The organism is Flagellimonas alvinocaridis (genome assembly GCF_965248585.1).
Lineage (GTDB): Bacteria > Bacteroidota > Bacteroidia > Flavobacteriales > Flavobacteriaceae > Flagellimonas > Flagellimonas alvinocaridis.
Map to the genome: position 1 here is coordinate 3,222,982 of NZ_OZ252111.1, position 26,242 is coordinate 3,249,223.

Genomic DNA, 26,242 nt, shown 5'->3' on the forward strand with positions numbered 1-26,242 from the left:
ATACATATAAATAAAATTTTATAGGATTACACTTATGCAAAAAACTTTACACCCACTCGTTCAAAAAACAAAAATCGAATTAAAAAGATTAGATAAAATAAAAGAGCGAAGGAGCTGGGAGGAAAAGCAAAAATACAATGGTTCATTTTTACCGATATCCGTTGAGCCTAAATTGAGGGGGAGAGCCTTTAGGTTCATGAGCGATATAATCTTCCTCTTGGAGGAAAATGGCCATGGTATCACTTTCGAATATAATCGATGTCATATTGAAATGTACGGACAACTTACTGAGATCAACCTAAGGCAAAAATATTTCAGGAAAAGGGACAAGGATGCATTGGGGTATGGTAGCGAACGCTATGAAAAAAGTGAACTGCTCGAATTCCAGATTGGGTCCTATGCCCGAAAGGGGTGGATGGATAAAAAAACTAAAAGGTTGGAGGATTACCTGATGACCATTTATGAATATCTGGACAAGGACAGCAGACAATGGGCGGATCTCAGGGAAGAGCAGCGCATCCAAGAGGAAAGAAATCGTATCCAAAAGGAGAAAGAAGTTGAGATTGCCAAGAAGAAAGCACTTGAAGCAGAAAAGTTCAATCAATTGATACTAGACGCCGAAAAACATCAAAAAGCTATTATGATTAGGAGTTACTTGAACACACTGGGCAAAAAACTAAACCATAAGGAAGAATTCCAGGGACAAAAACTTCAGGAATACTTGAATTGGGCTTCCCAAAAGGCCAACGAGATCGATCCATTGGAAAAGGATCATGAATAATCTAATCATTCTGATTGTCAAATAAATTAAATGGTCTACCGATTACTTAATTCTTGAAGAGTTATGGACACTATAAGCCATGGGAACGGCCTGAATCGGGCTTTTTCCCAAGTCCTTCCTTGCTCAAATTTTGTGGTTATCAACATCAACGTTCGGAATTTCATTCATTTTCATCTCAACTGACACTATATTGAACCATTCGAAACTATATTTTATTTTATTCACAAATAACTGATAATCAATTTTTTAAAATTTATTATCCACTACTTTTCACATATCAAAAACCGAGTAATCCCAAACAGTTTACGATATGCGAAAATCACATTTCATCACTATTCTTTTATTATTTGTTTCCAGTTCCATTTTGGCCCAGATCGGTGGTATCGAGGATTCCGTCAATGATATTTCCGATACCATTCGGACCATCTTCCCCATCATCCTTGGTGTCATCTTTTTAGTAGGTTTCCTGTTCAATGCCGGACACTTCTTCGGCGAAAATGCCGATCTTAAAAAAGGCATCACCCGGGTATTGGTCTTTGTTCTAATTGCTGGGGCAGTTGTAGGCATCTTTACCTACCTCATCGGAATTGTGGTGTAAAATGAAGAAGTTCGAGATCTATCGAAACATCCGTAAGAGGACCATGATTATGGGACTTCCCATCTCCCTCTTTGCCCTGATGATGGTATCCGTTATCGGCTCCCTATTAATCATCATATTTTCTTTCAGTTTTGGTGTCATCGTTGTCCTGCTTGTCACCAATACCTTCTTATATGGGGTATTGGTGCAGTGGGCCAAAGCCCCTCAATTACTTTCCGTTCAAAAGGTTTTCCCCCGCATCATCAGCAACAAAAAACTAAGTCCTCTTTCCTATGCATAGAATCAATCTTCATTCCCATCATCCCATCCTGGACATCCAAAACCATGTGGTCTTTGCTAACAACGGGAATGTGGTCTTGTGCTATGAAGTAGTTCTTCCCGAAATCCATTCCCTCTCCGGGCAAGATTTTGAGGAACTGCACAGCATGTGGTTTCAAGCATTCAAGTCACTTCCCACAGGCACGGTCATCCATAAACAGGACATTTACCAAAAAGTGGGATATGATGCCGAACAATTGCCTGACCGTACTTTTTTGGAAAAGGCCACCCATGACTATTTTCATGGTAGGGAGCACCTGAGCCATCAAAGCTATCTATTCTTCATACTGCCCTTGGACAAAACGCTCAACGCTTCCAAATATGTCAACCCATTCAGGAAAACGGAAAAAGGCTTTCATCGAAAACTAGATGTACAAGTGGCGGAGTTCATCAATTCCGTCAATGATGCCGTCTCATATATCAACAATAGCCAGCGTGTGTCGTTGGTGCCACTTGCGCCCGCTGACATTCTTACTCATACGAACAATTATTACAACGGTTTCAATGTTGGTTTTGACACGGATGTTCTAATGGATAAAAAACAAATCGAAATCGGCGACCATTTCTTTGATGTCATTGCCGTCAACAACGAAGCTTGTTTTGGAGGACCTGTCCAGAGCAGTAAGACCAATGAAAAATTCACCTCGGACGATTTTACCTTTCATCAAGGTTTTATCGACGGCCTGGGTCTTGACCTTAACGAGACCCACATGGTGAATCATATCCTCTATCTGGATGACAAACACAAATGGCGTAAGCTCTTGGACAAAAAAGTGGAGGAACTAACCAAAAGTTCCAATTTCGGTTCCCAGAACAAGGTGGTCCTCAAAAAGGTCCAGCATATTTTGGACCAAATCAATACGGATGATTCGTCACGCATCATCCGGGGACATCTCAATATCATCTTCTGGCATTCGGAGGCCGAACAGGTAAAACGGATTGCATCCAAAATCAAGGCGGGTTTTAAGGAGTTGGACATCCTTCCCTATTACCCAAATGGCGAGGAACGCAAGCATTACTTTTTGAATTCCCATCCCGGCCATGCCACCAACTTTTCCAACGAAGATCTCTATGTAACAGATTTGAAGCATGCCTTATGTCTCTACATCAACAACACGAACTATACATCCGATGCCACAGGTATCATCTTCAATGACCGCCAGTACAACATCCCGGTACTGAAGGATGTATGGGACGAACAAAAGAAACGCATCAAGGCCCGGAACTTTGCCATTTTCGCCCCAACAGGGGAAGGCAAATCCTTTTTGGCGAACAATATCTTACGACAGTATTTTGAGCAGGGTGTTCGGCTGGTACTTATCGATTTGGGCGGCTCCTATGCCAAGTTTGCAAAGCTCTATCCCGATCAACATATCATCCTGCGTTACGAGCAAGGAAAAAACCTTGGAATCAATCCTTTTTATATTTCTGATGATTCCGACTTGACCCCAGAGCGTTTGGAAGACCTTGCTGTTTTTCTCTTGGAACTCCTTGCGGCTGACAGACCTTCCAAATCGCAAGAAGTAGCCATCAAAAAGGTGTTGCTGCTTTATTACAAAAAAGTCAGACAGAATCATTCCTTGGCTTCCCTCTATCAGTTTGTGGATGACTGGAAAGACAAACTGATCCAAGAACTTCAGATCAAGGAATCCCACTTCAGCACCTATGATTTTCTTCACATCCTATCGGAATATGTGGAAGTTGGTCCCTACAGCTTTCTATTCAATACCGGGGCTGATCAGACATATACCATCGAGGACAAACGGCTCATCATATTTGAACTCGACGAGGTCAGGGACAATAAGGAAATCCTATCCGTGATGCTCAAGCTCATCAAGTCGGCCATCCAACGGACCATTTGGCGTAACCGTTCCGAACGAGGCATCATCCTTTTTGATGAATTTGCCAAGCAGTTGAAATTCCCCAACGTCTTGGAAAGTGTGGAGTTCTACTATCAGGCCATCCGAAAACAGAACGGGGCCATCGGCATCATCCTGCAATCCATCAACCAATTGCCCCAGAACTCCACTTCGGCCAGTATTCTTGAAAACACCCAGGTTATCTACAGTCTGCGGAATGAGAAAGGCTACGACGCACTGCAGAAGCGGCTCAACCTCTCTAGCCATGACCTTGACCAGTTGAAGTCCATTCGCAACAATTTGACCGGGGAACGAAAGCACACCGAGATATTTATCAAAATCGGGAAGGAGAGCAACATCTACCGTTTGGAAGTCCCGCCCGAAGTGTACGCTGCCTACCTCACTGATGGCAGAGAAAGCACCCAGATCATACAGCTCTATGAAAAGACCCAGGATATGGAGCAGGCCATCAAAGCATTTATTCACCCCAAAAAGAACTCTTATGAAAACAAATAAGAATGTGTCCATCAGGAAAAACGCCCTAATCTTAATATTCGCCCTAACCACTACCCTATTACTGCCAGCAGGCGCTGCCTGCCAGGGGATGCCGGTATATGACAATACCAATTTTATCAGCATGGCCAAATCCTTGGTCGAATCTGCCAAACAGACCTCTGAACTGTTGAAAACCGTACAGTTTTTAAAAGAACAAAAGGACAATATCGTTAGGGTCAACAATACGATCAAACAATTGAAGGCCCTACAGGAGCTGACCAAGAACAATGAGATTCTTTTCCGTACCGTACAGACGGATCTCAGGGAGATATTGAACTCCCCTTATATAAAGGCAGGGGAAGTAGAGCAAGTATCACGCTCCTTTGAGCAAATCATGGATACGGCCATTGATGATTTGGACTTTGTCAACCAGATCCTTTCTAGCGACTTTTTGAAGATGACCGACGCTGAGCGTACTGCCATATTGATGGATAAGAAAGTCCAATCCCAAGAAATGGTGGCCGAACTGGAGGTCAAGACCAAACGCTACAGGGAAATCATCTCCTTTCGGAAAATGCAGGACATCATCAACAACCGCGAAATCGAATATTAATGGCTGGATTCTTTTTAGGCATCGGTTTGGAATATGTGGACGCGGTCTTTCAGACCATCAAGGACAGTGATTTTTCCCAATACACCATTGTTGGGATGAAAACCTTGGCCGTATTGTTCTTTCTGATCAACATCCTGAAGAAATACAACGAGGGCATCGCCACCACTGATGGCCATACCTGGGGTCTCACCCCTACAGACTTGGCCAAGAACCTTTTAATTGTCCTCTTGGTCATCTTTTCCACACAGGTATTAGAAGTCTTTGACGGCATTTTGGTCGCCATCGAATCCCAGTACCGAGACACGGCTCCGGCACTCCTCCCCTTACAGCTACAGGATGTGGACCTGGAACGGGATGTGGGTGCCTTGGAAGCCGCCAAAAAGGCCATGGCCATATTGTATGAGGCCCTTGTTACTCCTTTATACGGCCTAAAAATGCTCGCTTTTATCATAGGCGTCATCTTATGGTTGTTGGATATTTTTATCTATCCCCTCTTTCTAGCGGAGCGTTATTTTCTTTTGGGAATCCTTCAGGCTTTTTTCCCTTTGGTCATCAGTTTGTCCGTTTTTGAAAAGTTCCGCAATCTGGCCTACACCTATTTCAAGCTCTATGCCGGGGTCTATATGTTGGTTCCCGCCTTTTTCTTGGTCAATGTGTTCGTCAATAACCTCTATACCGAGATCAACACCAACTTTTGGGGCAGCCTGTTCGGTTCGGATTGGGGCAGTGAGTTCTTTGCCCCGGTCATCCAGCTGGGGTCCATCGGATTTATCGTGTTGCTCAAATTCAAACTGTACCGGAAGGCCACGGGTTTTACGTTGCGCTTGTTCACCGGATAAATACCTATGAAAATACCTTTTAAAAATATCCAACAGGTTTTACAGCTGAACCGATTTGTGGTTTTGGCCTTAATCATCATGACAGGGTTAGTCTGTATCATCTCCGTCAGCCTAATGGTCAAGGTTTACAAAGAAAGTATGGACAAAGCCTTTGTAGTAAGTTCAACTGGAGCCGTCATCCCCCTTCAACTGGCCTCTCAACGGGAAAATCTAGAAGTCGAGGCTCTGGCCCACCTAGAGCAGTTCCACACTTGGTTCTATGGTGTGGAAGCCAACAGTTATGAAAAGAACATGGAAAAGGCCCTATGGTTGGGCAATGCATCTGTGGATGCCGTATACCGGCAAAAGAAAGCCGATGGCTTCTATAACCGATTGTTGCAATATTCCTTGGTCCAACAGGTGGAACGCATCGATTCCCAAATTGATATGACCCAGGAACCCTATGCCTTCCAGACCCGGACCTTAATCCGCATCAATCGAGGTGCTGTCACCGACACCTATGAATTAATTACTACGGGCAAACTCATCCAAGTGGCCCGAAATTTCCCTCACAACCCCCATGGGTTGTTGATCACTGATTTTTTTGAAAACTCCCTCCGTAAAATAGAAGCCTATGAAACCCCAGCAAAATAAGATTGTATTTGTATTGGTTCTGATAGGGGTGGTCCTTTTTATCGTGGCCTACTCCATCTTCACCCTTGGTAAGGACAAGAAAACCGAACTGAGACCGGACCGTATCCCCATGCCCGATCTGGAGGAAAACCAAAAAGTGTATGGATCCAAGATGGAGGCTCTGGATGATCTCAATGAAGAGCGCGAGACCACAGCTCCCCAAATCTACCCGGATCATATGGTCGATGACAAGGGCTATTTCAATCCGGACTATATGGAATATGAGAAACAGCGTATCATTGATAGTGTGTACAGCTCAGGCAACTTTTCCCCACATCGAGACCGTGTTCAACCTTTGGAAGAAACCCCACGAGTCGAACCGAAAGCCGAACCAATCAAAATCGAAGAACCGCTACCGGACAACTCCATTACCGCTGCCGAAATGACTTTGGACCAGCAACTGTTCTTTGCCTCCCATCCTAAGGTTCTGGAAAGTGAGACCACTAAAGGCATTGTGGTCGAAGTGGACGGCAAACAAGTCTTACGAAAAAACAGCCGCATCCGGTTGCGCTTGGTGGAACCTACCATTATCAACGGCCATCGTTTCTCAATATACTCGACTTTATTCGGTACGGTGCGTTTCCGACCCAATCGGACCATCTTAAACATCACCCAAATTGACCACGTTCCCTTGCAATGGGAAGCCTTTGACCTCCAGGATGGCCTTGCAGGCCTCTACTTGGAAAACTCCCTGCGGGAGGAAGCTGCCCAAGAGGTCATGGACGATATGGTACAGGATATCAATATTGCCGGTTTGCCCCAAGTAAGGGGTCTTAAGAGCATATTCCAACGCAGCCAGCGCAAGCAGAAGGTGACCATTTTGGATGGCCATCGCCTGCTTCTAAAACCAAAACAGTAACATAAAAAGCAAAACCATGAAAAATCATAACCTTTTCCCCATCATCTCATGTCTCCTTTTCGCTATCCAAGCCCCAGGTCAAAGCTTGGACACCATCTATGCCAATGACCATCAGGTGGTGTCCCTTTCCTTTACGGATCCCATCCAAACGGGCATGACCGGTTCCTCTAACTTTGCCTTTAATTTCAATAGGGAACAAGCGGACAACTTGGGATTGCTGCAGGCTGAAAAAAATCAAGAAAGCAATTTATTGGTACGGACCACCACAGGGGACCTCTATTCCTTTAACCTCGCCTATCGGGAACACCTTCCCCAATTGCATTATTTCATAAACCCCGACCAACGCTTGGCAAACCCTTTTCAGCATTCTTCCAATGGTCCTTCAGCACAAGATTGCATACAGAAAACCGCTTCTACCAAAGAGGAACACTTTACACTTTTCTGTACCCAATTGTTGCACAAAAAATCATCTACCCGCCACAGCAAACATCAAAAAGGAATAAGGGTCAAACTCATGGACCAAGTGTACCATGATGACCATGTCTATATGGTTTATGAACTGAGGAACCGATCCACTGTTCCATATGCTCTTGGACAGTTCCAATTATCCAAGGTATTGGGCACCCCAAAACGGAAAGCCTCTTACCAGGAATTGCCTATCACTCCCCTGTTCGAATTCCAAATGCCCAAACGAATAGGCAAAAATAGTTCGGTTCGCTTTGTGATGGTCTATCCCAAGTTTACCTTGAACTCGGAGGAACGCCTACAAGTAAAGGTATTGGAGGCCAAAGGAAGCCGAAATCTTACCTTAAAACTACGCTGATCATTTCCCGAACAGGGCCCTAATTTCCGCATGGATGCGATAAAAGTTCCCCTCCAAATCTATATCCTTAGGGGGTTCAGGTAACCCCTTTTGGAGCTGGGGCCTTTTGAACTGCACCTTTTTTTCCTTCCCATCCGCAAAGGCGATAAACTCCCCTTGTTGCAACCGAAAGAACACATCGGCCCGTATTTTGCTCACCTCCCGTTCGCCTGTGGTCACACGGGTATCAAAATTAATGGTATGGCTACGATTGATGCTGGTGGTGGGTTTCTTTACGAGTTCAAAAAACCGCTCATAGTACTTGGCCGTCTCCGGGTCGTTTACTTTTCCAAAAAATTGGTAGGATAGGTTACTCAGAATCGCTCTACTGGCCTTGTCCCCATAGAGGATATCGTTCTGTACCTTGTCCTGCATTACATATACCGTGGCAATATCATAACTCCGCAAGGTAGCCGGGATACGGTGCATGTTCAATAGCCGTAAGGTTGGTGCCTCCTCCATCAAGAGAAAGGATGGCTTGGCGTTGCGTATGGCCATCTGCTTGGTCAAGGTATGGATGATGGTGGCAATAGTAGGACTATAGGCCGTTTCATACTTGGGATTGTTGACCAAGGACACGATAACGGGGTGTTTTTGTTCTTTGATATCAAGGGGTACTTCATCTCCGGAAAGCACATAAAAATTTCGTTGGGTGGAGATTTTCTTCAGGGCATTGGAAAGCGTACTGCGGACCCCGGCAGTCTGGCGTTCCGACTTGATGCCATTGACAAAGGCATCGGCCATGGCCTTGGCCGTATGGTTCCCTTTCAGAAAGGCTTCCAGACTTTCCATATCAAGATATTGGTAAAGGGCCATCAAATGGGGCAGGGTACAATAGTCAGGATAGTCCGATTTCAGTTTCCAGATCATCCCACCCAACAATCCCTCCACGGCATCCGTAAAAAACTTTCCGCTGCCCGTGGCACCGGATTCCTTTTGTTCCAAAAGGTTTTCGACCAATACGCGGGAGAGTTCGTTGACACTTTCCTCCGAGTCCATATACCGGGGTGCAATGGGATTGACCCGATAATGGATGGGATCAAAACCGACGGGGTAAAAGTCCACCTTTTCAGCATCAATCAAGGGATAGGCGATTTCGGTAAGCTCAAAATCCTTGTAATCATGGATGACCCCTGAAAATCCGTTTTGGACAAAATGGTCCAACAGGGGTGCGACCACACTTTCCGTTTTACCACTGCCTGCGGCTCCTATGATGGAGATGCCCCTCCGGATGTTCTGCAAAACGAGTTTTCCCTTTTGCAAGGGTATATCGACCAGAAAAGGAGTGGGTTTAATCGTAAGGGCTTCCGGCGTTACAAAGACATAACCGACCACATTAATCAAAAGCAGCGGACAGACCAATCCCAGAATCAACTGCGGTCCAGGAAACCCAGCAAAACTATGTAGGCCTATGGCCAGGCAAACCATGAACAGCAAACCGATTCCCAAGGCAAAACGTATCCACCGGTAAAGTGCAAGTGAAAGCAAAGCCCCCACGACTGCGATTACAAAAAGTATGTTCCATTCTCCTTCCATAAGCGATGTATTTAGATACCGATTGAGCCTGATTTGATGGCCACATCCACGCCCCGTTTCAGGGCCTTGATGGTCTTTAGGGCCAGCTGTACTTTGTTGGTCGGGATCTGTGGAAGGTGAAGACCTGACTTGCCCAGCAACTTAAGGGCAAGGGCCTTTTCATTAGTGGGCAGTCCTAAAATCGTACTGTAGTACAGTTTTGGGTTCTGAACCATCAGTTTCCGGGACGGGTAGTATTCCACAAAATTCCGTTGGTATTCAAATTTTGCATCGAATACTTTCTCCGCTTGGGTAAAAAACTGATCCCTATCAAAACCCCGTTTGACCAACTTTCCATGGAGCATCACTTCAGAGGCCCGGTACTTGCTCCCAGGCGAAAGGCTGACGGAGTTACTGGCATCCCTCCTGCTGACAATAAGGTGCACATGGGTCTGATGGCCGGGTTTGGCCATCCCCTGGACGATGCGTTTACCATCCAATTGGTGGGGAGCGGATTGTTCCAATACGGAAATTTTTTCTTTGATTCGATCAAGATTACCTGTTTCCTCCCCTCGCACTATCCTGCGTTTTTGATGCTGGAGTTCCAAGATCTTTGAGGCCATGGGCTGATTTTCCCTGACCTCTCGATCCGTTCCCTTGAAGTAGCGTTGGTGTTCCACTTTGGCGAAATACTTTATGTCATCAACGTTCGGTGCCCGGCCATGGATTTCCCGGTGGAAGGATTGGGCATAGACCTTCATCAGTTCCCGGGTATAGGTCTTCAGGTCCTTGGAATGGTCCTTCAACCGCCCCAGCTCCACCTGGCTAGGACTGACGGTAATGGCATAGAACTTGGGCTCGTGCTTGCTGAGCTTTTTGGTATTGCCATCGATTTCCGATATGACCTGTTCCGCGGTAATCTTATCCCCGTTCTGATTGAAAAAGTGTTCCTGTTCAGAAAGGGAAAGCGACTCGTTTTCCTTTTCCAGATAGGCCACATAATCAGCCGCACTTTGGCTGAAATTACCCTTGGTCTGCTGTGGGGTGATGGTGATATACATAGCGATTCATTTTTTAGGTTCTAGGTGTTTTTGTGCCTCCTTCTTCTTTATCCAGTTCTGAAGTTCGGATTCCAGGGTCTTGGCCGTTTGCTTGCGTTCCGTCAACAGGGGCTTCTTTTCGGAAGGGTCCTCTCCTTCGAAGAGGGCATGCATCATGGCCGCGGTGGGTTTGGTCTGGTTCTTTTCGATATCCTTGATCACGGCCATCACCGCATTGATCCGTTTTTTGATCAGGCTTTCCAAGGTATGGATATGAGGTCCCAGGGATTCTTTTGGGGAAATCCTATTGGCCTCGAAAAAGTCCAACATCAACAACAAGGTCATCGATTGGGAAGCTCCCATCTGTTTACTGAATTTCTTGAATTTTTGGGCAATCGATGTTTTGATGCTCAAGCTTTCAAACCGTTCCTTTTCGTATCCTTTATCCATTTTTCCGTGAAAAATTTGCCAGTTTTAGGGGGCTGGCGGCGTTTTTCCGTGAAAAATGCACAACAACTCCCTAAAATTCATTTTCAACAATCATATAATCACCTATATATCAGTGCTTTGACAAAAACCGCAAAACCGTAACATGGCGTCAGCCTGTTACCCTCTTGCTTCTCCTTTGTCCCGCGATGCGGGACCAAAAACTCGAACAACCTGGCCAAGGCCAGTTGCCCTTTTATGTAAAAATTAAATCGATGGGTACGGACTTTTGGAAAGTCAAATCAATTAGATCGCCGTACTGGAATCAGGGTATAACCCATCCCATAAAGATATGGAAATTAAGTGCTTAAATGCAGAAAAACCCAATCATAATGATTGGGTCGTTTTGGTTCCAATTGACAGTTTTATTGTCAGTAATGGTCTTTAACTATGAGCCTCTGTTCACATCATTGCATTGTCCGCAAAACTGTAATAACGACCGTCAGGTGCAAGGATGATATGGTCCAACACCTTGACATCAAAAAGCTGAGCAGCCTCTTTAATCTTTCGGGTCAATTGCTTGTCAGGTTCGCTTGCCTTGAGTTGTCCAGAGGGATGGTTATGGGCCAAAATGATTCCCACGGAGAGGGTCTTTAGGATGATGGCAAATAGGATACGCATATCCACCAAGGTTCCAGTTATGCCCCCATGAGAGAGCGGATAGATACCTTTGACCTTGTTGGATTGGTTGAGCAGCACGATCTTAAAGGTCTCGTGTAGGCCTATCGTCTTATTGTCCCAATTTTGGAACAATAGGTTCGCTACCTCATTGGAATTGGTCACGGAAAGGGATTTCAGTGTACTGAGTTTTTCCCTATAACTGATCTGTATTTCGTTGACACGATGTTCCATATCATGTGTTTTTAAGGATGGATAAAAAGGAGGTGCCCAAAAACTTGGACACCCCTATTTCATCAATCGTTGTTACCGCCCAACAATAGAATTTCACTCGCCACTACCTCGGTCACGTACCGTTTGTTGCCCTCTTTGTCCTCATAGGAACGGGAGGTCAATTTTCCTTCGATGGCAACTTCCTTGCCCTTGGTCACGAACCCTTCAATGATGTCGGCCAATTTTCCCCAACCGATGACAGTGTGCCATTCGGTATTGGTGATGCGTTCCCCTTCTGAATTCTTGTAGTGTTCATTGGTAGCCATGGTGAACCTCGCTACTCGTTTCCCTTTGTCAAGGTCTGTGATGGTGGGGTCTTGCCCCACGTTTCCGATCAACTGCACTTTGTTTTTCAATGTACTCATGATAAAAAGTTTTAAAGGCCTGCCGTTTTCCATTTTGGAATAAATCAGCAAACAGGGTTAAAAATTCCCCCTCCATTTTTTGGTCTTTGTTTCCCAAATTTTAAGGGGCGTTTGTTTGCTTCTTACGTGCGTAGCACCATAAAATAAGGGGGTTCTGTCAAGGCTTTCGGACTGAAATCGGGAGGCTCCGCGACGTAGCAAAATCCTAGGATTTTCAAGGAAGTGGAAACCCTATTTATGGACAAAACCTGTCTTGGCCTTGACAGGTTCGATGAGGGCCCTAGGAATTCCATCTGACCCATTGTTAAGGGAGCGAACGGGAAGTTAAGCGACTGCAGGCGATGGTGTCCTGATTGGAAGTCCTTGGGCATTGCCCTGTTTTTCGATGTCCCGAAAAACAACGAAGGGCTTCTTTTATTATAAACCCCTTAAAATGAGCAAGCCAATCCATAGGTTTTTAGGAAGGGATGAGCAAAGCCATAAGAAGGTTTTGCCATACATTCCGTTACGAAAACCAAGGGGCGGCTTACCGATGGTAAAAACCAATTTTTAAAGACCCTTGAAGAATTAAATTTTGGCAAAAAACAATCATTTTGCCATAAGTTAAACCGCTATGTGAATGCTATTTATCCCTTAAAAAGAAGATTCTATTAAATTTTCGAAAGTTTACATAAAATTGATATCCCTTACAAGAATCCAAAGATTAATATCACTATCTTTCTTAGGAACAATCTAAACCAAAAGACTATGCCGACCAATGAAGAAAATAACAGGACCTATAACGAACAAAGAAAAAGACAACAAGAACATTCCTATCGTCCAGAAAACAATCGTACAGGAGGCCCTGATTGTTTTCCAAAAGATACAAGGATATTGACTTCCAATGGATATTTAAAGATTCAGGATATCAGGAGGGAAACTAAAGTTCTCTCTTTTTGCAACAGAACGAACAAGCTTGAAGAGAAAGCCGTTTTACACTTTGTCAAAGGACATATCAGTAAAAATGTAATAGAAATACAATTCGATAATGGGAGTAGTTTGAAAGTCACCAAAAATCATCCCTTCCTCAGTAATGGCAAATGGATAAAGGCTAAAAAACTAAAGTCAGGTCAAAAAATGGTCCGACATGCCCAAGATGGAACATCGGGTTCACTGGAAATAAAAAACCTGATACCGGTCGATCATGAAGTAGAAGTATATAATCTTATCGTGGATGGGCATTTCAGCTTTATAGCAGAAGGCTTTCCGGCACATTGTTTTGCAAACTGTAAAGTTATTCGAACTTTATTCTGGCAAACCATCAAAAAAGGTAGAGAGGTTTTCAAGTATATAAACCCGCAAAGTTTTCCCGACACTTCACTCCCTGTATGGGAGGGATAGTTGAAATCAAAAACAGTTTCGACAATTGGGCCATGAAGAATGATGGCCATGGCCATGGTAATTTATATTCACAAGCCTTTTATCTGTTTGATCTCTTCAATGGTCATAGCATCTTCATTGTTTGAATTTGCGCCTAAAAGTAGCCTTAAACAGTTTTTCCGTTTAGTTGGGTCCTTTATTTCCTTCAAACGTTCCTCTATGAGGGAAACATCTGTAAGATTTACAAAATTATTACTTATTTCGGGCATTAAATCTTCTATCACAAGCCATCTAAATATTTTTTGCTCATCAATCTTTCTACGTTCAGCTATCAAGGTTGACCTTATCATGGTATAGTTGTTGGCCAAACGGATAATAGATCTTGGATTCGTATCGATCACCTCATGAAAATCATTTAGCAAATGTCTTATTTCCGTTGTGTCCTTGTTTTTTTCCTCTATTATTATATCGGATACCGTATCTTCTGAAAGATTGTAATCCACTTCCATTTGCTTCATGAATTCGGGACTTGTCAATTCAGATTTTGAATTTGAAAGCTTATTTTTAATCTCTCTTTGTTTTGTTTCCGATAACTGGTCCACATGCTCTATTTTTGCTTCCCCTTGGTCATTTCCAATACCAAGAATAGTGTTCCAATAATTTTTCTTCGCTTCCTCTGAAATATTGGGCATTCGAAAAGAAAGCTGAAATGCTTTCTCCAGGAAAAACTCTCCTAGTCGTTGTTCAGTGGTCTCTGGGGATACAAAGTCCTTATATACTTTACCAAAACTGGTAGTGATCCAGTTCTTATCCCCTGCGACAATGTATAGGACCCGCTTCTCTTTGAACAGGGTTTGAATACCCTCCAATAGATTTACAATAAACTCCTTATCACAGCGGTCAATGTCATCAATAAAAATTGCCAATTGCTGCTTTTGCTTTTTTGAGTTGATATCATCTACCAGGTCATTAAAGTGTTTCTTTATTTTATTCATTGGGTCCGAAGCCCTTAAAACAAAAGATTTGGCCTCTTTGGATGAATTGATAAAAAAAGGAATGGTAATGAATTTGGAAAATGTGTACAAAACTCCAACTATGGAACATGCAGTTATGATGAGCTTTCCAAAACTCTCGACATTGGTCATTATTCCCTTCTCACTTTCTTTAATGCCATTGAAGAATGAAATAATTCCTTCCCCGAAATAAGTAATACAGAGTATGCAGACTAGAAAAACCAGTAAAATTGTTACTTTTTCCCAACCGGTATAGCGCCAAATCCTTCTAATGGTTTCTTTTCGCCATAGCTGAAATCGAGCCCGGCGATCCAATTGTGGTTTTGATTTTCTATATATATGATCAATCATGGTCCACCACGGCGGATCAATATGTTGATTTTGCCATGCATTATAGTCTACAATTATCCATTTTTCACCATGCAGGCACAAATGCTTTTTGATGAAGTTCAAAAAAGAAGATTTACCGGCCCCCCATTCACCTTGTAGGTGAACCATAAAGGAATAATTAAGCTTATCGGTAAAAATGTCCTTCTTAATGAGGTTTACAAATGCCTTCGCAACTGGTTCCCTTCCCAATTCATCCTCATCCACAACTTGATCAAGATGAAACGGAATCTTGTCTATGGTACTGGCCCCAGCACTTTCACTTTTATAAGGCCGAAGATGTAATTGTATTAAGAACCGCGCATTGAACTTGGTTATTTCGAATATATCCGATTCCCTTGGATAATTTATGCGAATCGTTTTTGGTATGTCCAAAGATTTAATCCTCTTTATACCAGGAATTAGATTCTTATAACTGTCGTATACGGTCATTCCTGCTTGCCCAGTCCCCAAAAACGGCACAAAGATTTTAAGATGTTTCCCTTCCTCTTTGAGACGAATAAAGTATTGGGACTTCCTAAAATTTTCAATCGCAATAAAAAAATGCTTTTCAAATGGTAGGGACTCCTTCAACTCATCCCTGGTAACAATAAACGCGATGAAGTAGACCTTACCATTTGCCTCAATATCATTTAATGAATATCGATTTTCTATAAGATTTTCTTCTGAAAACAAAAGAACGTTTTTATCAATGCCCAAAAGATCCAGCACATGGGTCGCGATACTATTGTTACCAACTCCACCGTATGAGCTCTTGGGAAGAAAGATGATATCATAATCCCTTATTTCCTGGCCAACTTCCTGCCCATAAAACATGGTCGCATTTTCATCCATTTCAGATTCATTGGACTCAATGTCCATATTGGCCGGTTGGGCAGAAAGCACATCAATCACTAGATAAAAGTTGGGGACCTCTTCCTTTAATCGATTCAAAACCAGCTCCACATCTTCGGCACTCAATCTTGTAAAAGTATTTCTGTATTTCCCTAGATTCTGAATGTCCACATAGTTGTCAAAGATGTGCCAGTTCATTTCCAGGTTATGGCCATCAGCATGATTCTTTAGAACAAAGCCAATACCCTTTAATCGTAAATAACTGGTGCCCCCTTGCTGAAAGGTGGATTTAAGCAAAACAATGTCCCCAATTTTTGCCGAATTCACGATTTCAATATCCTTGCTATCATGGCCATTCTCCCAAATACCATTTGAAACAAAGCGATCCATTTGGTCATTATCAGCCCCCCAAAGATGGCCCCCCAAATAATAATTGATGTCAGGCAGTAAATTCTTCAAAGGGTCAGACACCTCGATATTATTTTCCTCGACGAAGGTTTTTCCCCGTTCATCCCTTGGTATTGCTACAGTAAAAAAAAGGTCATGAAATTGCTGGATGACACCGATAATGGCATTATAACTGCTTAAGAAATCCAAGCCTCCCGTTCCCGTTCCCATGAGGGGAATCCAAATATCTTTTGAGGTGAGAAATTTTGAGGTTTCAAAAAGGGCATTGGTCAAATTTCTAATAAGATTTTCGGATGTATTGCTTTCTCCAACGGTTACAACAAACAATATTGGCTTTTTATCCGGGGTCCGTAGGAAATGAAAACCTTTCTTTAAACTTTCTTCACTTACTCCCAGAAATTCATAACCATATTTTTCCAGTACATAATCGTTTAATTCCCCGGAGTTACCTTGACTGTCAATGGAAACGATGGCCAAATCATAGTTGTTGGGAGAATCTCCCAAAACCACTTTGTAATTCTTAGCTGCTGTATTAATAGTGAGGGTTGCCATGTTGTCAAACGATCTTCACGATCCCCATTGTAGATGATTCAATCTTAGTTTTATATGACATCATTAAATGGGGTTGTCAAATTTCTTTATTCTATCAGAATTCTTAATTGCGTTTTCAAAGATTCGAATAACCTCTTCTTGGGGCTCGTTTATGCTCCGTGCAATATCATTGTACTTATCGGCACTATTGAACCAGATAAAGGTCCCGATCTCACCCGTATGGCGAATTACCAAGGTGGGCACATTGATTCTCTTATCATCCGAATTGTTCTTATGTTGGGCTACTGTCCTTATCAAAGTCTTTGCCCCATTGCCCCATTGGCCCCAACACAATTCACCATCGTCAATTGCAAATTCCTCGGGAATTCCCTCCAATAGGGGGTGATTTTTATTCTCATCGTCTATCTTTACTTTGATTGGTCTTGAAAATCTTTTAAAATTCGATATCTCACAACCATACGCCTTTTGCAAACTAGTGTTCCGGCATCTTTTATAAATAATATCATGGGTTCCAAATAGATTTCCTCCTTTTCTAACGTAGTCTATAAGTCTTTTTTGGATAAGCTCCCTAACTTTTTCGACTTCTGCCAGCTTGGTTACATCCGAAACGATTAAAAATATGATATGTACATGTTTTGGTGCAAGTGGAAACCCCAACAACTTATCAGGTTCACTGATTATCCTGTATTTAAACCCTGGTGCCCTTGATCCCAATAGCGTTTTGATATTCTCACTCACCGATTCATTATCGTCATTCCATAGAATAACATATTTTTTATGTGGAATGATATTCCAAATTCTTCTCAAGGTATAACGAAATAAAAATATATTCTTTCGGTACCAACCGGTGAACACTCCCAAAAAGTAGGTTAATAAAGAAAACAGCAAGGTCCATGTGATACTCATTATAAATGTTGCCGGACTATTCAACATTTCCTTCAATCCTTCCCATTGTTCTCTCATGGCAGGAAGTTTTCAAAGATTATATTATCAAGATAAGGTTTGAACTCTTGAAATGTTTTCACCTCCCTTACCGTCCATCCCAAAACAGGCATGTTCTTCTCTCGCAACCGCTTCACTTTTCGGTTCTCTTTCAAATCCTCAACCTCATGGGCAATAAAATCAGGCTTGCCCATAAAATTGAATACATAATTCCTTAGCAAGAACTTTATCAGATACCCCAGAGGTTCCCCTTCAAAAGAACCTGAAAGTTGACCCCTGACAACCAAGGGGGCATTTTTTGCAAACCATCTCAGATAAAATGGATTGAAGGATTGAATGGCAACATACCCAGAATAGCCTTTAATCAGATTGGCCAATGGCAACAGTACGCCTTTGTTTTCCTTGGAACTTTTAATTTCGATCAGAATGGGTGTCCGACCTTCGACAAAATCAAAAACCTCCTTGAGAAGTGGAATTTGTTCACTGGATTCCAATAAGCGGTACTCCTTAATCTCTTTGGATGTGAGGTTATTTATTACCTCGTTGGAACCACACATTCTTTCAAGTGATTCGTCATGGAAAACCACAACTTCATTATCCTTTAACAGGTGGACATCAAGTTCAATAGGATACCCTTTATCAATGGCGGCTTCAAATGCCTTCAACGAATTTTCCGGTATCAAAGCATTTCCGGAATGGAGTCCCCTATGGGCAATTGGTTTATGATATATCCAAATGTTCCTTTTTTTCATATGACAGATTAGTTTGCAAGTGTTATTTTTTAAATCGGTGGGACAGCCCTATGGAATGCCAAAAAAATAAGGCCAACGTATTGACCAACCAAATTGACCCAAGCCAGATCATACAATACTTCATTTTTAATCCAAATGTCAGTGTACTGACCATCAGCATCATGAAAAGAAAAAATGGCATTACAATTCTAGCCCACAACGGCATTGACTGGCCTTTTCTTTTGATGAACTCAAGCGTGCTTGCTATTACACTAAATTTGAAAACTCCCAATACAACGGCATATATTCCGTAAAGCCCTAACCAACCAATCGCTTTGGAGGTGACCATTTGATCGTTGTTCGGCATTCGGCCTTTATAAATATCAAAATAGTGACTGAACCAATTATCCCCTAACGTGGAATCCGACAAAACGTGTCGAAGACTGTTCCTATATTCCAGTCCTCCCTTCAGTTGTTCCAGTTCATTGATATATGCATGGAGAGACAAACGATTTTCGATAAGGGCATTCAAGGTAAGCCCAAAATTGGCCCAGAGATATTGACCTCCAAAAAAAATGATCATGAAGGCAAGGTTATCCGGAACAGTGTACCCGAACACGGTCAGCTTATCAGCCCCAAAAAACAACATGAGCAGTGATATGATGATGATGATTATAATTCCTTTTTGAATTTCTCCCAAACTTTTGACGATATCCTTATAATGTCCAAGTTTTAGATTGAAAAGCCCATATAGGTCATTCTCATCGGGATGCTGACTTGAATAAATTTTATCAAACTGTCCCTGATACTCTTCGGCCACATCATTGTTCTCAACATAGACTTTTAATCCCCATGTCAATAGAGAAATTGAAAAAAGCAATGAGGCTATCTTTATAAAGTTGATACTGCCCAAAAAATCCATGATGGGATTGAGGTTTATAAGGATTCTAACTGTTTGGCTATCTTATGGTATTTCAAAAATTATAGCTTGTAGCTGAGCCCAATGCTCAAATACCAGCTACTGTCCCAAACCTTTTCGGACAAAGTGGTAACATCCGTGACACTTGAGACATCTTTATCAATAAACCTTTCGGCCACCGCATTGACACTTCCAATGGCCACCCCCCCACTAAAACTAAACTTTACCTTGGCCGCTGTTAAAGTAAATCCGGGACCAAACGCCAGATAAGGCGAAATGTCCTCTTCAAACGGCACAAAAAACCCAAGGTTCAACGTAGGATTTACTATTCCTCCTGTCCTAAAGGCAATCTCACCATTAAGACCGACCCCGACCGAGGTTTGATGGTCCTTATTGATTCGTGCCCTTTTTTCCATTGCCCCATCTCCATTTTCAATGTCCTCGGTGTACACTTTATTATTTTTAAGCCCAGTAAGATAAACCCTGCTTCCTAAATTAAAGGCCATTCCCCCCGAAACCCGATAGTTTGCCACAGTGTTCTTCATACTTGTACCATTATTGTATGCGATCACTGTTTTTATTTCAAATTCGTCCGCATCAGGAACCATAAGTGAAATAGGTGTGATTGAAATCCATTTTGGGTACCATTCCATAATGCGAGAAAGTGATTGGATACCTTCTGCATTCAGCGGGATGTTACCATTTTGGATGGCATTATTTAATGTTTTCTTGTACTCCTCTATAGCCAGAAGGTCGTTGATATTAAGATATTGGATGGATTCGGTCTCGTAAAGGTATTTTTCAACGGTTTTCAGATAGGACTCTTCTTTGGTATCGTTTTTGTCAAATGAAGCTGCTTCCATCCCTTCTTCCCCATCTTTCTTTTCCTCTTGCTGCTCTTTATTTTCAGTAGTATTTATCAAACCCAGAATGTCACTTATACCTTTGTTAAAGCTATAATCCAAACCACTGATCTCAATGGATACACTTTTAATGGTCCTCAAACTGTGATATGCCACAAAAACCGAAAAACTGCTGTTCCGAGGTATGGACCTGGTTTTTTTCAAGCGAGCTTGAAAGTTATCGGTAAACGTAGAACCCTTATCATATTCGGGTACGGAATTCCTGAACTTGTAGAGCGTTACGTTTGATTTTTTTAATGGATTGGGGTTGGCATCTATGACCAGATACCTATGATTTCTACTCTTTGGAAGTTCATCCTCAAAATCTTGGAATTGGGGAAAAGGCACTTGTGTGATTTGATCATAGTCATTACAGGGCTCCCCATCAGTTTTAAAAACATCCGATTTCTTGCAATACAAGAATGTCTTTTCTCCTCCTTGGTCAATTATTTTATCCGCAATACTGGCTTGAATTCGAAAGGTGAATTTACTGTTACTCTCTGTGATGATTTGAAGTCTAAAATCCTTGTTCTTTAAATTTACTTCGTCTTTAATTTTTTTCAAGCTAATCTTGTTATCAAGCGTATCGATACTGTAGTAGTAAAACATCTTTTCGCCCGTTTCCTTAAATTCGGACGCACTTAAACTTTTGAACTCCACAGCTTGGCTGAGAAGCAACAGATGTTTAAATTCATCATGTTCTTTAATTAGATCTTCACTAAGGGGATCCACTTCAATAATCGGGACAGCGTTCTCTATTTCAATTTTCACCTCGTATTGGGACAGACCAATAAGTGGTATCAAAAACAACGGCAGGAACAGCATTTGGATTTTCATATTGCTCATATTTTAGGTTAGGATAATTTCATCATATATGCATATTTTCTACTTTTTGCTACAATCATTCCTTCACGGGAAAACAGTTGCCCCCCTACTCCATAGACTTTGTATTTGACAATCGAACCACTGTCCCCTTTACTCACATTTAAATAAGTGCTTTCAATTTTTATCAACTTCAGTTCTTTGATAAAGGATCCATAATTGACCCTACATCTTGTTATCTCCCTGTATTTCTTAAAGGACATTGTCTTGCTCACCGCCCCAAACATTGTCATCTTATCCTCTGAAACCGAAGCTTCAAGCTGATCCATTCCAACATGAGCTCTATAAGCATCATAAATTTCCTTTGATATTTCGCACAAACAGTAATCTTCACCATAGGTTCCGCCATTGCCAAAGCTGAAACTTAAGATTTTGCTGTTTTGATAATCATTTTCATTGATTCTAAAACCTACGTGGTTGCTTTTTAATTCTTTAACACTACCATGATCAAACCGCTTTAAATCAGTCGGAGTGGCAAATACATGAAGGTTACTATGGGCAAAGTATTTTTCATTTTCCTTAAACACACCGAATGAACCCATTGAGGAAGTGGAATCCATGTTATAGGCATAACAAACGGGACGCACCTCCTTAATGCTTCTCTCAGAACCGACTGTAGCGGCAACTTCTGTTAAAGGGTATGCAGCAATTAGTTCCTCGGTATAAAGGGTTACTAAGTAATCCCTTAAATAGTAAGAATTCAACTCAATGGTGACCATACCTCTTTCCGATAGTTGTTGAAGTCTTTCCTGTGCTTCTGCTGTGGTGTATTCCACCTCTATTTTTCTTTTGAAGAAGCCATCGATAGTATCAAATTTTGATTTTAATCCAACTGAAACCACCCCATGTATTTTCCAGATTTCATCTTCATACTCCTTGAACAATTCTTCGGCAATTTGGTAATGGGATGTATTGGCCAATGCCAAAATCCTATCCGGTTTGTCAAATTGCGTATATGTGTCCCTCTCATTGACACGTTGTTGTACATTTTTGACCCGAAACAGAAAATCCAATAAATCATGCCAAAATTTAGATCCCAAACTCAAAAACAAGCCAGTGATAATAAATCCAAAAGCATGTTCAATCATGGTGAAAGGAAAGTTGTCTTCTATAATATGGACCAACAACAAAATAAGGGTCACTGTCAAAATGGAGTAAAACGGTATTCTAATGGCACTGGGGGAAATCTTAGCATTGTTTTCGGGCAAACGATTGAAGAATATTAAGCTCAGTGACCAAACCAAGGCCAGTAGATAAAATCCTCCCACAATCAATTCCCACTTAAATTCTTCCAGATCGCTAAATCTCCATCCCGATATGATACTGAATGTCTTATTTGTCGAATCATCATCAGGTAATCGAGAAATATTATTGACAATCTCAAAGAAGTTGGCATTACAAAAAGTGGCTATGGCAATACCTACAATAATGTTTATGAGAAGTATCCGATACTCTCTTTCCTTCTCCATGACATCGGTAGGTTGCTTATGTGCCAATATTTTGATATTCGTACGCATCCCCCATTTAAATCCATTATTCGTGTGGGGGTAGGGTATCCATATGCTCTTACCTTGAAAATGCAGTTTTAAGAAATTGGATACCCTTTCAGATACAAAACTCAACATCATCATAACAATGCTGAATGCTATCAAAAATTCGGTAAGGCTCATGTCCCCTTCCGCACCTTGCTCCATGATGTATGAAACATGTGGAACAATGGAATACCCATAAACAGTGTAAAAAATCATCACATAAAAAATTTATGCGTATCTGACTGATAGCCAAATCGTTTACGAATTTTATAGAAAATAGGTGGGGGAAGTAATTGCTTTAAATTTAGAGAAAAGAATTTAAATGTAATTGGGTGAAATCCTTAAAAAAACTAGGGTTTTTCCGTAAAAAATCAACTTTTTATAAAGTTAGCCGCTTGTGGTAAAACTATGCATTTCGCAACCTCGTAAATACATTGTGGCAACAAGCCTTTGAATTGGTCCATAGCCATGTTATAGCAATATAAAAGCAAAAGTATTCGAAGGTTTACTTCTTTACTATGCAAAAAGACTGAATTAAAATTTTGAAAACGGGCATAAGATTCTAAATTTGTCAGTAGTTGACAAGAAAATATATTCAAGTCCAATGAAAGCAACTTTCGGTGAATACATTCGGCAGTTGAGAAAGTCCAAAGACTTTACCCTAACGCAGCTAGCCGCTAAACTCAATATGGACTCTGCCAATCTGAGCAAGATTGAAACAGGGAAAAGGGAATTTGATGAAAAAAGGCTGGAACTCCTTGCCGAGGAATTCGGACTTGACCTGAATGTGCTTAAAGATGAGTACTTCAGTGAAATGGTTGCCAAAAAACTATATGATAACAAATGTAGCGACAGGGTATTCGAATTGGTCGAGGAAAAAATAAAATACATGAAATTAAGGAACACAAAACAGACGGCCCTCAACCTATAGACGATATGCAAGAAGAAACTATACTATTGGATGAATTAACAGCTTTTGATTGGGACATTAAGGATTCAAAATCCAGCGCACTACATTCAATACATCCTTATCCAGCTAAATTTATACCTGAGCTGCCACGGGAGATTTTGAGACAACTTCACATCCCTGAAAATTCCGTTGTGTTCGATCCATTTTGCGGCAGCGGGGTTACCTTAACGGAAGCCCAGAAAGTTGGAATCCCATCAATTGGTGTCGACCTCAACCCGATTGCCTGTCTTATATCAAGGGTCAAAACGTCCCTATTTGATTTCGAACTATCAAATTATGCAAAAAAGATAGTTGCAGGATGTCAAAAAGGCTCTAAACCAGTGCAGATCCCTGCCATTAAAAATCTGGATCATTGGTTCAAAAAGGATGTTCAAAAGAAAGTATCCATCTTAATTGAACAAATTAACCAAGTAGATCACCCCGAGTTAAGGGATGCCTTAAATTTCTGTTTATCCTCGAACTTGGTCAGATTATCCAATCAAGATAGTGATACGAGATACGCCGCAGTGGAAAAAAATGTGAACGGTGAAGATGTTTTTTCATTGTTCCTCAAAACTGCCGAAAAACTTGAAAAGGCCAAGAAATCCCAAAAAATAAAAGAAACCTCAACTGTAATAAACAAAAACTCGCTGCTCCTTGATTCCAGTGATTTTACCCAGAAAATCGGGTTGACCATTACTTCCCCTCCATATCCTAACGCGTATGAATACTGGCTCTATCACAAATACAGAATGTGGTGGCTCGGATATGATGCAGAAAAGGTCAAGATTGATGAAATTGGTGCGCGGCCCCACTATTTCAAAAAAAATCATCAAACGGCAGATGACTTCATCAATCAAATGGAAATATTATTTGATTTCTTATATGCCAAATCCGAGAACGGAGCTTATTCGGTATTTGTCATAGGACGTTCCAAGATCCATGGGGAAATCGTCAACAACGATGTGATAATCGAGAATGCCGGTATAAAGAGTGGGTTCAATCACATCACTACTTTGAAAAGAGCTGTCAAATCCTCGCGCAAATCATTTAACTTGTCGCATGCAAGGATAAAAGAGGAATTTATAGTCATTCACCAAAAGGCCTAAGTATGGATTTGTCAGAGATAAACATTTATTGGAGGGATTATAAATTTTTCCCTTACGAAAAGAAACTTGCGCTTCGTGAAATAGAAACATTATTATCACCTGCACAAATAGCCGTGGATAACAAAAAAGTAACGCTGAAATCTTTTCCTTCAGCATCCAAAATTGAAAGTCTGGTATATTTCTCTCATGCGGCCATCGACAACCGTTTCATAGAAACGCGACAAAACAAGGCCGAACACAAAAATAGCGGAGCAAGCAAAAGGCAAAATACACGATACTCCGTGCATGGATTGCATGAGTACAAGGGGAAGTTCAACCCCCAAGTAGTTCGCTCTCTTTTCAATATTTACGGTATTTCAAAAAGCAGTAGAATTTTAGACCCCTTTAGTGGTAGCGGAACAACCCTGGTTGAGGCCTCCCATATTGGAGCGCAGGGTGTTGGTACGGATATTAACCCATTGGCTGTATTTATTGCCAATACAAAAATTAGAACCCTAGGTCTTGAATGGCTAGAAATCAAAGAAGAGTTTGAACATCTAATTGACATATACACGACAAAAAGACCTGATTTTACCCTCGAGAGTGAAACCGATACCCGTATAACCTATTTGAAAAAATGGTTCCCTGAAGACGTGCTACTCGATATCGAATGCCTTCGTCTCTCATCTCTCGAACTCAAAAATATCACAAATCTGGTTTTAGTGGCCACAAGCAATCTACTTCGGGATTATTCTTATCAAGAGCCCAAAGATCTGCGAATCAGAAGAAGAAAATCCCCGTTACCTGTAATACCTCTTATTGAAGAACTGAAAACCAAGATGGATTCGGTTGTCGTTGCAATGAAGGATTTTCAGGATAATTTCGGCCTCATCGAATCAAGCAACAGGGCCTTAAATACTGACATCAACAATTGTACCCCGAATCAAATTCCTGATGATTCCATTGATTTTGCCATTACCAGCCCTCCATACGCCACTGCACTCCCCTATATTGATACCCAACGACTCAGTTTAGTATGGCTTTCCATGGTAGAATCAAAGGATATCAAAGGTCTGGAAACGGAGTTAATCGGCAGTCGCGAATTCAAAGTGAAGAATGAACAGGACAAATGGAACTCAATTTTGGTTGAAAATTCAAAAAATCTTCCAGAAGAGGTCCATGTGTTTTGCAAGGACCTCTTCCTGAAACTAGGCGCAAAGGATGGATTTAGAAAAAAGGCAGTCCCCGCTTTGCTGTACAGGTATTTTTTCCAAATGATGAATATGTTCGAAACCGTAAAGGGAAAACTCAAGCCAAACAGTCATTTTGCTTTGATTGTAGGCCATAACCACACTACCATTGGAGGAACAAGAACTGATATCGACACTCCCAAATTGTTGGTGGCCATTGCTGAATCAGTGGGTTTGGAGCTATCCGAGAATACTCCTCTGGAAGTATATCACAGATATGGGATAAATTCACAAAATGCGGTAAATAAAGAATCATTGATAGTTTTTAGAAAAAGAAAGTAATGCAATTCGCAATACATCC

The 26,242-nt window shown here is 41.6% G+C and carries 24 protein-coding genes; 13 read left to right on the top strand and 11 right to left on the bottom strand.

Going from position 1 to position 26,242, the window contains the following annotated elements:
• The first annotated feature begins 196 nt into the window (after window positions 1-196).
• From ACP14V_RS14455 to ACP14V_RS14495, 9 genes are all read left to right on the top strand, one after another.
• The gene (locus ACP14V_RS14455) at window positions 197-781 is read left to right on the top strand and encodes a hypothetical protein (RefSeq protein WP_272608704.1); all 585 of its coding nucleotides are present in this window, start codon (window positions 197-199) and stop codon (window positions 779-781) included.
• A 310-nt stretch (window positions 782-1,091) separates the two neighbouring features.
• Window positions 1,092-1,379: a hypothetical protein gene (locus tag ACP14V_RS14460; RefSeq protein ID WP_272608705.1), complete on the top strand. Its 288-nt coding sequence runs from the start codon at window positions 1,092-1,094 to the stop codon at window positions 1,377-1,379.
• Window position 1,380: 1 nt separating this feature from the next.
• The gene (locus ACP14V_RS14465; RefSeq protein WP_272608706.1) at window positions 1,381-1,659 is read left to right on the top strand and encodes a hypothetical protein; all 279 of its coding nucleotides are present in this window, start codon (window positions 1,381-1,383) and stop codon (window positions 1,657-1,659) included.
• Complete coding sequence (locus ACP14V_RS14470; protein ID WP_272608707.1) at window positions 1,652-4,072, top strand: TraG family conjugative transposon ATPase; 2,421 nt, start codon at window positions 1,652-1,654, stop codon at window positions 4,070-4,072. The genes ACP14V_RS14465 and ACP14V_RS14470 overlap by 8 nt, the downstream gene beginning before the upstream one ends.
• Entirely contained in the window at window positions 4,059-4,664 is a 606-nt protein-coding gene (locus tag ACP14V_RS14475) for a conjugal transfer protein (protein ID WP_272608708.1), read from the top strand. Before ACP14V_RS14470 ends, ACP14V_RS14475 begins: the two co-directional genes overlap by 14 nt.
• Window positions 4,664-5,503 carry a hypothetical protein gene (locus ACP14V_RS14480; RefSeq protein WP_272608709.1) on the top strand — a complete coding sequence of 280 codons (840 nt, stop codon included), beginning with the start codon at window positions 4,664-4,666 and terminating at the stop codon, window positions 5,501-5,503. The genes ACP14V_RS14475 and ACP14V_RS14480 overlap by 1 nt, the downstream gene beginning before the upstream one ends.
• Before the next feature lie 6 nt (window positions 5,504-5,509).
• A complete protein-coding gene (locus ACP14V_RS14485) occupies window positions 5,510-6,136 on the top strand; it encodes a conjugal transfer protein TraK (protein WP_424987567.1) in 627 nt (208 codons plus the stop codon).
• Complete coding sequence (gene traM / locus ACP14V_RS14490; RefSeq protein WP_272608711.1) at window positions 6,117-7,034, top strand: conjugative transposon protein TraM; 918 nt, start codon at window positions 6,117-6,119, stop codon at window positions 7,032-7,034. Before ACP14V_RS14485 ends, traM begins: the two co-directional genes overlap by 20 nt.
• A gap of 16 nt (window positions 7,035-7,050) precedes the next feature.
• Window positions 7,051-7,857, top strand: a complete 807-nt coding sequence (locus ACP14V_RS14495; RefSeq protein WP_272608712.1) for a DUF4138 domain-containing protein — start codon at window positions 7,051-7,053, stop codon at window positions 7,855-7,857.
• Here ACP14V_RS14495 and ACP14V_RS14500 read toward each other — a convergent pair whose 3' ends face one another.
• The 5 genes from ACP14V_RS14500 to ACP14V_RS14520 form a co-directional block, all read right to left on the bottom strand.
• On the bottom strand, window positions 7,858-9,432 hold the full coding sequence (locus tag ACP14V_RS14500) for a type IV secretory system conjugative DNA transfer family protein (protein ID WP_409557917.1): 1,575 nt from the start codon (window positions 9,430-9,432) through the stop codon (window positions 7,858-7,860). It lies immediately after the preceding gene.
• A gap of 11 nt (window positions 9,433-9,443) precedes the next feature.
• Complete coding sequence (gene mobB, locus ACP14V_RS14505; protein WP_272608713.1) at window positions 9,444-10,472, bottom strand: MobB family relaxase; 1,029 nt, start codon at window positions 10,470-10,472, stop codon at window positions 9,444-9,446.
• A 6-nt stretch (window positions 10,473-10,478) separates the two neighbouring features.
• Entirely contained in the window at window positions 10,479-10,901 is a 423-nt protein-coding gene (locus tag ACP14V_RS14510) for a BfmA/BtgA family mobilization protein (RefSeq protein ID WP_272608714.1), read from the bottom strand.
• Between the two features lie 438 nt (window positions 10,902-11,339).
• A complete protein-coding gene (locus ACP14V_RS14515) occupies window positions 11,340-11,789 on the bottom strand; it encodes a JAB domain-containing protein (protein ID WP_272608715.1) in 450 nt (149 codons plus the stop codon).
• 62 nt (window positions 11,790-11,851) lie between these two features.
• A complete protein-coding gene (locus tag ACP14V_RS14520; protein ID WP_272608716.1) occupies window positions 11,852-12,193 on the bottom strand; it encodes a single-stranded DNA-binding protein in 342 nt (113 codons plus the stop codon).
• Between the two features lie 747 nt (window positions 12,194-12,940).
• Between ACP14V_RS14520 and ACP14V_RS14525 the strand changes: the two genes are divergently transcribed.
• The gene (locus tag ACP14V_RS14525) at window positions 12,941-13,573 is read left to right on the top strand and encodes a Hint domain-containing protein (RefSeq protein ID WP_272608717.1); all 633 of its coding nucleotides are present in this window, start codon (window positions 12,941-12,943) and stop codon (window positions 13,571-13,573) included.
• 68 nt (window positions 13,574-13,641) lie between these two features.
• Here the strand turns inward: ACP14V_RS14525 and ACP14V_RS14530 are convergent, their stop codons facing one another.
• The 6 genes from ACP14V_RS14530 to ACP14V_RS14555 form a co-directional block, all read right to left on the bottom strand.
• Window positions 13,642-16,746, bottom strand: coding sequence for a KAP family P-loop NTPase fold protein (locus ACP14V_RS14530; protein ID WP_272608718.1), 3,105 nt, complete (start codon window positions 16,744-16,746; stop codon window positions 13,642-13,644).
• Between the two features lie 63 nt (window positions 16,747-16,809).
• Window positions 16,810-17,709: a hypothetical protein gene (locus tag ACP14V_RS14535; protein ID WP_272608719.1), complete on the bottom strand. Its 900-nt coding sequence runs from the start codon at window positions 17,707-17,709 to the stop codon at window positions 16,810-16,812.
• Window positions 17,706-18,440 carry a glycerophosphodiester phosphodiesterase family protein gene (locus tag ACP14V_RS14540; protein WP_272608720.1) on the bottom strand — a complete coding sequence of 245 codons (735 nt, stop codon included), beginning with the start codon at window positions 18,438-18,440 and terminating at the stop codon, window positions 17,706-17,708. Before ACP14V_RS14540 ends, ACP14V_RS14535 begins: the two co-directional genes overlap by 4 nt.
• Before the next feature lie 22 nt (window positions 18,441-18,462).
• On the bottom strand, window positions 18,463-19,341 hold the full coding sequence (locus tag ACP14V_RS14545; protein WP_272608721.1) for a hypothetical protein: 879 nt from the start codon (window positions 19,339-19,341) through the stop codon (window positions 18,463-18,465).
• Between the two features lie 59 nt (window positions 19,342-19,400).
• A complete protein-coding gene (locus ACP14V_RS14550) occupies window positions 19,401-21,086 on the bottom strand; it encodes a hypothetical protein (protein WP_272608722.1) in 1,686 nt (561 codons plus the stop codon).
• A gap of 8 nt (window positions 21,087-21,094) precedes the next feature.
• Complete coding sequence (locus tag ACP14V_RS14555; RefSeq protein ID WP_272608723.1) at window positions 21,095-22,870, bottom strand: hypothetical protein; 1,776 nt, start codon at window positions 22,868-22,870, stop codon at window positions 21,095-21,097.
• A gap of 388 nt (window positions 22,871-23,258) precedes the next feature.
• Here ACP14V_RS14555 and ACP14V_RS14560 point away from each other — a divergent pair, with 388 nt between their 5' ends.
• Genes ACP14V_RS14560 through ACP14V_RS14570 form a run of 3 tightly spaced genes read left to right on the top strand, consistent with a single transcriptional unit; the run spans window position 23,259 to window position 26,223 of the window.
• On the top strand, window positions 23,259-23,585 hold the full coding sequence (locus ACP14V_RS14560) for a helix-turn-helix domain-containing protein (protein ID WP_272608724.1): 327 nt from the start codon (window positions 23,259-23,261) through the stop codon (window positions 23,583-23,585).
• A 5-nt stretch (window positions 23,586-23,590) separates the two neighbouring features.
• Entirely contained in the window at window positions 23,591-24,712 is a 1,122-nt protein-coding gene (locus tag ACP14V_RS14565; protein ID WP_272608725.1) for a DNA methyltransferase, read from the top strand.
• Between the two features lie 2 nt (window positions 24,713-24,714).
• Window positions 24,715-26,223, top strand: a complete 1,509-nt coding sequence (locus ACP14V_RS14570; RefSeq protein WP_272608726.1) for a TRM11 family SAM-dependent methyltransferase — start codon at window positions 24,715-24,717, stop codon at window positions 26,221-26,223.
• The last annotated feature ends 19 nt before the right edge of the window (window positions 26,224-26,242 follow it).